The organism is Methylobacterium sp. (assembly GCF_019750675.1).
Taxonomy (GTDB): Bacteria; Pseudomonadota; Alphaproteobacteria; order Rhizobiales; family Beijerinckiaceae; genus Methylobacterium.
Genome location: NZ_JAIEOF010000129.1, coordinates 1 through 6,458 on the forward strand (window position 1 = coordinate 1; position 6,458 = coordinate 6,458).

At 72.6% G+C, this 6,458-nt stretch carries 6 protein-coding genes; 2 read left to right on the plus strand and 4 right to left on the minus strand.

The window, feature by feature from the left end; translation table 11 throughout:
- The coding region (locus tag K2X24_RS06870) for a cation diffusion facilitator family transporter (protein ID WP_292496073.1) at nt 1-602 on the minus strand (602 nt) is incomplete at its 3' end.
- Nucleotides 603-895: 293 nt separating this feature from the next.
- Between K2X24_RS06870 and K2X24_RS06875 the strand changes: the two genes are divergently transcribed.
- A complete protein-coding gene (locus K2X24_RS06875; RefSeq protein WP_292496076.1) occupies nt 896-1,342 on the plus strand; it encodes an HIT family protein in 447 nt (148 codons plus the stop codon).
- Between the two features lie 9 nt (nt 1,343-1,351).
- Here K2X24_RS06875 and K2X24_RS06880 read toward each other — a convergent pair whose 3' ends face one another.
- The 3 genes from K2X24_RS06880 to K2X24_RS06890 form a co-directional block, all read right to left on the minus strand.
- Nucleotides 1,352-1,768, minus strand: coding sequence for a PilZ domain-containing protein (locus K2X24_RS06880; protein ID WP_292496078.1), 417 nt, complete (start codon nt 1,766-1,768; stop codon nt 1,352-1,354).
- A 125-nt stretch (nt 1,769-1,893) separates the two neighbouring features.
- On the minus strand, nt 1,894-2,121 hold the full coding sequence (locus K2X24_RS06885; protein ID WP_238281012.1) for a hypothetical protein: 228 nt from the start codon (nt 2,119-2,121) through the stop codon (nt 1,894-1,896).
- 66 nt (nt 2,122-2,187) lie between these two features.
- The gene (locus K2X24_RS06890; RefSeq protein WP_292496085.1) at nt 2,188-4,227 is read right to left on the minus strand and encodes an NAD(+) synthase; all 2,040 of its coding nucleotides are present in this window, start codon (nt 4,225-4,227) and stop codon (nt 2,188-2,190) included.
- Between the two features lie 303 nt (nt 4,228-4,530).
- Between K2X24_RS06890 and K2X24_RS06895 the strand changes: the two genes are divergently transcribed.
- Nucleotides 4,531-6,458 (plus strand): DNA translocase FtsK (locus tag K2X24_RS06895; protein WP_292496082.1); only part of this gene is annotated, 1,928 nt, incomplete at its 3' end.

Here is a 6,458-nt window from a genome sequence, read left to right on the forward strand (position 1 = left end):
CCGTCCAGGGACGGCATGTCGAGGATGTGGGCGAGGACCACGCCCGCGAGCGCCACCACGAGGCCCATCAGCGCCGCCACGTCCTCCGCCAGGACCGTGAACAGGGACGGATCCTTGGAGCGGCGGATGGCGGCGAGCGGCGGGCGGCTGCCCTTCTCCGCCCAGAACGCCTTCAGGGCGACGTAGCAGGAATAGCCTTCGGCCAGCACCGCGAAGCCCAGGATCGCCACGTTCACCCAGAAGCCCGAGAGGTGGTAGCCGAGGAACGTCGCGTCCGCCGCCGGCTCCGGGTGCTGGAGCTTGTGGATGCCCTCGTAGATCGCGAAGGCGCCGCCGCCGAGGAAGATGAACAGCGCGACGATGAAGGCGTAAAAGTATATTTCGCGCCCGTAGCCGAAGGGATGCGCCGCCGTGGCCGGGCGCTGCGCGCGCTTCATGCCGATCAGCAGCAGGATCTGGTTGGTGGTGTCCACCACCGAGTGGACGCCCTCCGCCAGCATGGCCGAGCTGCCCGTGAGGAAGGCCCCGACGAACTTGGCCGCCGCGATGGCGAGGTTGGCGCCGGCCGCGGTGTAGATGGCGCTGGTGCTCTCGTGGGCCATGCGGGGCGGGTCTCTCAAGGCTGTGCGGGCGGGCGCCCGGTGGCGTGGCCCCGGCGCGCCGCGCCGCGAAGCGCGTCTCCGGGCGAGCGCCTCCAGGCAAGCGTTGCCGCTGGGTGGCAAAGCGCAGGCAACGCGCCGGCCGGCCGGAAGGTTCGCCGCACACGGATCATTCGGCGGTCCCGTTCGTGCGGAAGCCGGGACGGGGCGGATCGAGCCTGCGCGCGGTGGACGCGGCGCACCGGCCTGTGCATCGTGCGCGCCGATCGCACGAGCCAAATCCGGAGCCGGCCGCCATGACCGACACGCACCACGCGCCCGCTTATGACCCCGACAACATTTTCGCCAAGATCCTGCGCGGAGAGATCCCGGCCGAGCGGGTCTACGAGGATGCCGACACCCTCGCCTTCATGGACGTGATGCCGCAAGGGGACGGCCACACCCTGGTGATCCCCAAGGCCCCGGCGCGCGGGCTCCTCGACGCGGACCCGGACTCCCTCGCGGCCGTGGCGCGCACGGTGCAGCGCGTCGCCCGCGCGGTGAAGACGGCCTTCGCGGCCGAGGGCCTGACGGTGTTCCAGTACAACGAGCCGGCGGGCGGCCAGACGGTGTTCCACCTCCACGTCCACATCGTGCCGCGCTTCGAGGGCGTGCCCCTGCAGCGCCACACCGGCGGCATGGCCGACAAGGCCACGCTGGCGGAACATGCCGCCCGCATCCGCGCGGCATTGGCGGCCGGATGAGGCGCGGGTTCAGGCGGCGCTGGCCGGCAGGCTGGCGAGCAGCCGCCGCAGGGCGGCGTTCTCGGCCTCGAGTTCGCTGATCCGGCGCACCAGGGCGAGCATCGACGCGGCGTCGTCCGGCGCCGAGATCGGGGCCGCCACGGGCACCGGTGCGACCGCCTGCGGCGCCGGAACCGCCTCGTCCACGAAGGTCACGCCGATGCCGTCGGCCCGGCGCCAGCACAGGCTGGCGCGGTAGGTCTTCTCCTTCTGCGGAATGTAGAGGTCGAAGCCCTCGGGCAGGGTCGTGGTCTCGGTCAGCGCGAGGCGGGCGCCGGAAGCGGACAGGTCCCGCACCAGGCAGTCCATGGATGAGGCGCCCTTGTTGAAGATGATCCGCCCCTTGAGGAACGTCTTCTGGCGAACTTCCCTGCGATGCTCCGACATGGCCTTCTCCGGCAAGGGGTCGTTCTCCGGCTCACGGGCCCCCAACGATGGCGGATCCTGGCACGGCGCCCCTTAAGGAATGATCGCCAGAATCCGCGACCCGGAGCGGTGCGATCCGGCCGGGCTCACTGGAAGCGCGTATCCATGGTCTGGAACAGGTAGAAGCCGTTGAAGCGCACCGCGGTCTCGGCGGCCCGGTCGTCGAAGTCGGACGGCGCGTCGGCCGGATCGTCGAGCTTGCCCCCGAAGGCCCAGCGCCCGTTCCCGAGGAAGGGGGGCACGGCCCGGCTCTCCGGCACGGCGCAGCACAGGCCCTCGACGCTCCTGAGGCAGAAAACGTTGTAATTCTGCATCGGTCAACCTCCGATTCGCCCACCCAAGCTACGCCCTAGGGTGCCAATCGGACAGCACTGTGTCGATCAGGTCTCCGGAACGTTGCGGGCGAGTTCCGCCAGCCAGGGCTCGGCGCTGCCGTCGGAGGGCGCACGCCAGTCCCCGCGCGGCGACAGCGCTCCGCCGGCCGAGACCTTCGGCCCGTTGGGCAGGGCCGAGCGCTTGAACTGGCTGAAGCCGAAGAAGCGCTTGAGGAACACGCCGAGCCAGCGCCGGATCTCGGGCAGGTCGTAGGCGCCGCGCTCGGATTCGGGGAAGTCCGGCGGCCAGGCGCCGGCGTCCGCATTCCCCCAGGCGTGGAGCGCCAGGAAGGCGATCTTCGAGGGCGGGAAGCCGTAGCGCAGGGTGTAGAACAGGTTGAAGTCCTGGAGCGCGTAGGGGCCTATCACCCCTTGCGTGCTCTGCGGCTTGGCGCCGGCCTCCACCGGCACGAGTTCCGGCGAGATCTCGGTGTCGAGGATCGCGGCCAGGGTCGTGCCCACCTCCGGCGCGAACTGGCCGGTGCCGATGACCCAGCGGATCAGGTGCTGGATCAGGGTCTTGGGCACGCCGGCATTGACGCCATAATGGCTCATCTGGTCGCCGACGCCGTAGGTGCACCAGCCGAGCGCCAGCTCCGACAGGTCGCCGGTGCCGATGACGATGGCGCCGTTCTGATTGGCGAGGCGGAACAGGTAGTCGGTGCGCAGGCCCGCCTGCACGTTCTCGAAGGTGACGTCGTAGACCGGCTCGCCACGCCCGAACGGATGGTCCATCCCGGTGAGCATCACGGTGGCGGCCTCGCGGATGTCGATCTCGCGGGCGGTTGTGCCCAAAGCCGCCATCAGCGCGTGGGCGTTGGCCTTGGTGCCCTCCGAGGTGGCGAAGCCCGGCAGGGTGTAGGCCAGGATGTTCGTGCGCGGCAGGCCGAGTCGATCCATCGCCTTGGCCACCACGATCAGGGCGTGGGTGGAATCGAGGCCGCCCGAGACGCCGATGACCACCCGCTTCGTGCCCGTCGCCTCCAGGCGCTGGGCGAGGCCCGCCACCTGGATGTTGTAGGCCTCGTAGCAGTCCTGCGCGAGGCGGCCCGGATCGGCCGGCACGAAGGGGAAGCGCTCCAGGCGGCGCATCAGGCCGAGATCGCCGGCCGGCGGGGCGAGCCGGAAGGGGATGCGGCGGTGGGCGAGGGTCCGTCCGCGTCCGGAATCGTCGAAGCTGCCGGCCTGGAGACGCTCCTGCGCCAGAAGTCCGAGGTCGATGTCGGCGAGCGTCATCACGGGCTCGGTGGAGAAGCGCGGGCCTTCCGCGAGGCGGACTCCGTTCTCGTCGATGCTGGTCTGCCCGTCCCAGGACAGGTCGGTGGTGGATTCCCCCGTGCCGGCGGCCGCGTAGACGTAGGCGCAGAGGCAGCGCATCGAGGCCGCGCGGGTCAGCATCGCGCGGGACTCCGCCCGGCCCACCGTGATCGGGCTGCCCGACAGGTTGGCGAGCACCGTGGCGCCGGCCAGCGCCGCGTCGGTGCCGGGGGAGGCGGGGACCCAGAGGTCCTCGCAGACCTCGATGCCCAGCACGAGGTGGGGCACGTCCTCGGCGCAAAACAGCAGGTCGGTGCCGAACGGCGCGTCCAGGCCACCGATCCGGATGCTCTCCCCCGCGATGCCGGCGCCGGAGGCGAAGTGGCGTTTCTCGTAGAATTCCCGGTAGTTCGGCAGGAAGCTCTTCGGAACGACCCCGAGCACGCGGCCGCGATGGATCGCGAGCGCGCAGTTGTAGAGCCGGTGGCCCCAGCGCAGGGGCGCGCCGACGACGAGGACGGGTCGAAGCCCTTCCGATTCCGCGACGAGGCGGGCGATGGCCACCTCCACCGCGTCCAGCACCGTCACCTGCAGGAACAGGTCCTCGATGGCGTAGGCCGAGACGCAGAGTTCCGGAAACACCGCCACGGCCGCACCGGCCTCGTCGCAGGACCGGGCGAGGGCGAGGATCCCTTGCGCATTGCGGGCGGGGTCGGCGGGATGGCTACGGGTGGTGCAGGCGGCGACCCGGGCGAAGCCGTGCCGGTAGAGGGAGCGGAAGTCGGCCATGGAGGCTGAAGGTGTGGGGGCCGGGGCTTCGAGCGCCGAGGGGCTGGACAAGGGGCGGGGCTCCGGGCTGGTCGGGCCCGCACCTTAACCCCTGCCGCCATCCGTCTCCAGGGCAAGCCGCCTCCAGGGCAAGCCGCTTGCAGGACAGGCCGCTCTCCCGGGCATGCGTGGCGGACACGGGTGGGCGTGATGGCGCGCATCCGATCGGTCGGGGCAAGCGTCTGTTAACGACGATGCCGCTAACTCTTGGCCGAACCGCGCCGCTCCCGGCGGCGGACCCGTATTGAGTACATCCGGCCAATCATGCGCGCATCGGGACGGCTTCCCTACTCCCATCGTGATCCTTCGCGTCCCGTTCGGGGCGGCGACCGCCTCGGCCTGTCGATCGGCGCCCTCGCGCACCGGTTGATGAACCTGCGGGCGACCCTCTCGCGGCGCCTCGCCGGCCCGCCGCAGCGGCCGGATTACACCGTGGCCGCCACCCGCCCGACCCCGAGCTGGATGACGAGCCCGCAGGCCCTGGTCGGCCGCAACGAGGTCGGCCTCGCCTTCCGGCCCGCGCCCGCGATCCAGGCCTGGCCCGCCGGAATCTTCGACGACCGCGCCACCCTCGACATGATCCCGCGCCGCGCCGACCCGTCGGCCCGGTTCGACGAGGGCCTGATGGAGGGCGAGACGCCCGCCCCGCGCGTGCTGATCCGGACCCCGCGCCGCCCCGCCGCGATCATGCCCGAGACTGGGGAGATCCCGTCCGCCGGTCCCGCCGCATCGGCGCCGGAGCCGAGCCCGGCCGTGCGCTATACCCGCACCCCCGACCCCGTGCTGCACGAGCGCCGCCAACGCGCCCTGGATGCCGAGCGGGCCGCCCGCGCCCAGGCCCACGCGGAGGCGGAAGCCGAGGCGCTGCGCCTGCAGGCCGAGCAGGAGGCCCTGCGCGCGGAGGCCGAGGCGCAGGCCCTGGCCGCGCAGGCGGCGCAGGCCGAGGCCGAGGCCCTGGCCGCGCAGGTGCCCGAGCCCCTCTGGCGTCAGCCCTTCGTCGCGCCCCCCGGCGTCCGCTTCTTCCGCAGTCCCGATCGCCGCCAGGGCCGCCCCAGCGCCGAGGCTTCGAGCACGCAAACGCTGAGCGCGGACCTCCCGGCCACCGACGCCGCCGTGATCGAAGTCGCGCCCGTCCCGGCGCCGGTGATCCTCGACGACCGCGACTGGTCGGACGTGCCGGACTGGTCCGAGGTCCATGCCTGGTTCGACGGCCGCGACGGCGCCGCCCTCGACGCCTGGTCGGCGATCCAGGCCGAGGCCGCGCCGCTGCCCGAGGCCCCTGCCGAGGACACGCCCGAAGCGCTTGCTATCGAGGCCGTCGAGGCTCCCGAGTTGGCCGCCCCGGTGTTCGCGCCCGCTCCGCTCCCCGCAAACGCACCGGCCCCGGTCGCGTCCTATCGCCTTGAGCACGTGGTCCGGTTCGAGACCTTCGGCCCGCCCTGCCCCGTCGAGGGCCAGGACAACGCGCTCCCCGTCCCGTCGCCGGTTCGCCCCGCCCCGCTCCACGCCATGGCGGCCCGCGCGGCGATCCGTGCCGGCCGACCAGCGGCGCCCGCCCCGTCCGTGACCGCAGAGGTTCTGCCGGCAGCTCCGGCCCCCTCCCCTGCCCTGTCGGCTGCGAGCCAGTTCGTGCCGGTGGCGCCCTTCGTCCCGGCCCCCCGCGCCGCCGCACCGGCCTTCGTGCCCACCGCGATCCCGCCGCGCCCGGTACTGCTGCGCAGCCCCAAGGGCGCCCCGGGCGCCGAGCCGGAGGCCCCCGCGCCGATCCAGGCCGAGCCGCGGCAGGTCGAGGCACCCGAGGCCGGCTTACCGGAAGTCCCGGCGTCCGAGGTCTCGGCCTCTGAAGGCCCGGCGTCCGAGTTCGTCGCACCCGAGGTCGAGGCCGCCCCGGAGGCCCCCGCCGCCGGGCCGCTGCCCGCCGTTCACATGCCGCGCGCGATCCTGCCCGAGCGCCCGCTCCTCATCCCGGCCGGCCGGCACGTGCCGATGTCCTTCGTGGAGAACGCCGATTACGAGCATCCCTCCCTCGAACTCCTGGCCGAGCCGCCCCTGAACGACACGGAGGAGGTCGATGCCGACGTGCTCGAGCAGAACGCCCTCAACCTCCAGCAGACGGTCCAGGATTTCGGCGTGCGCGGCGACATCCTGGCGGTGCGCCCGGGTCCCGTCGTGACGCTCTACGAACTGGAGCC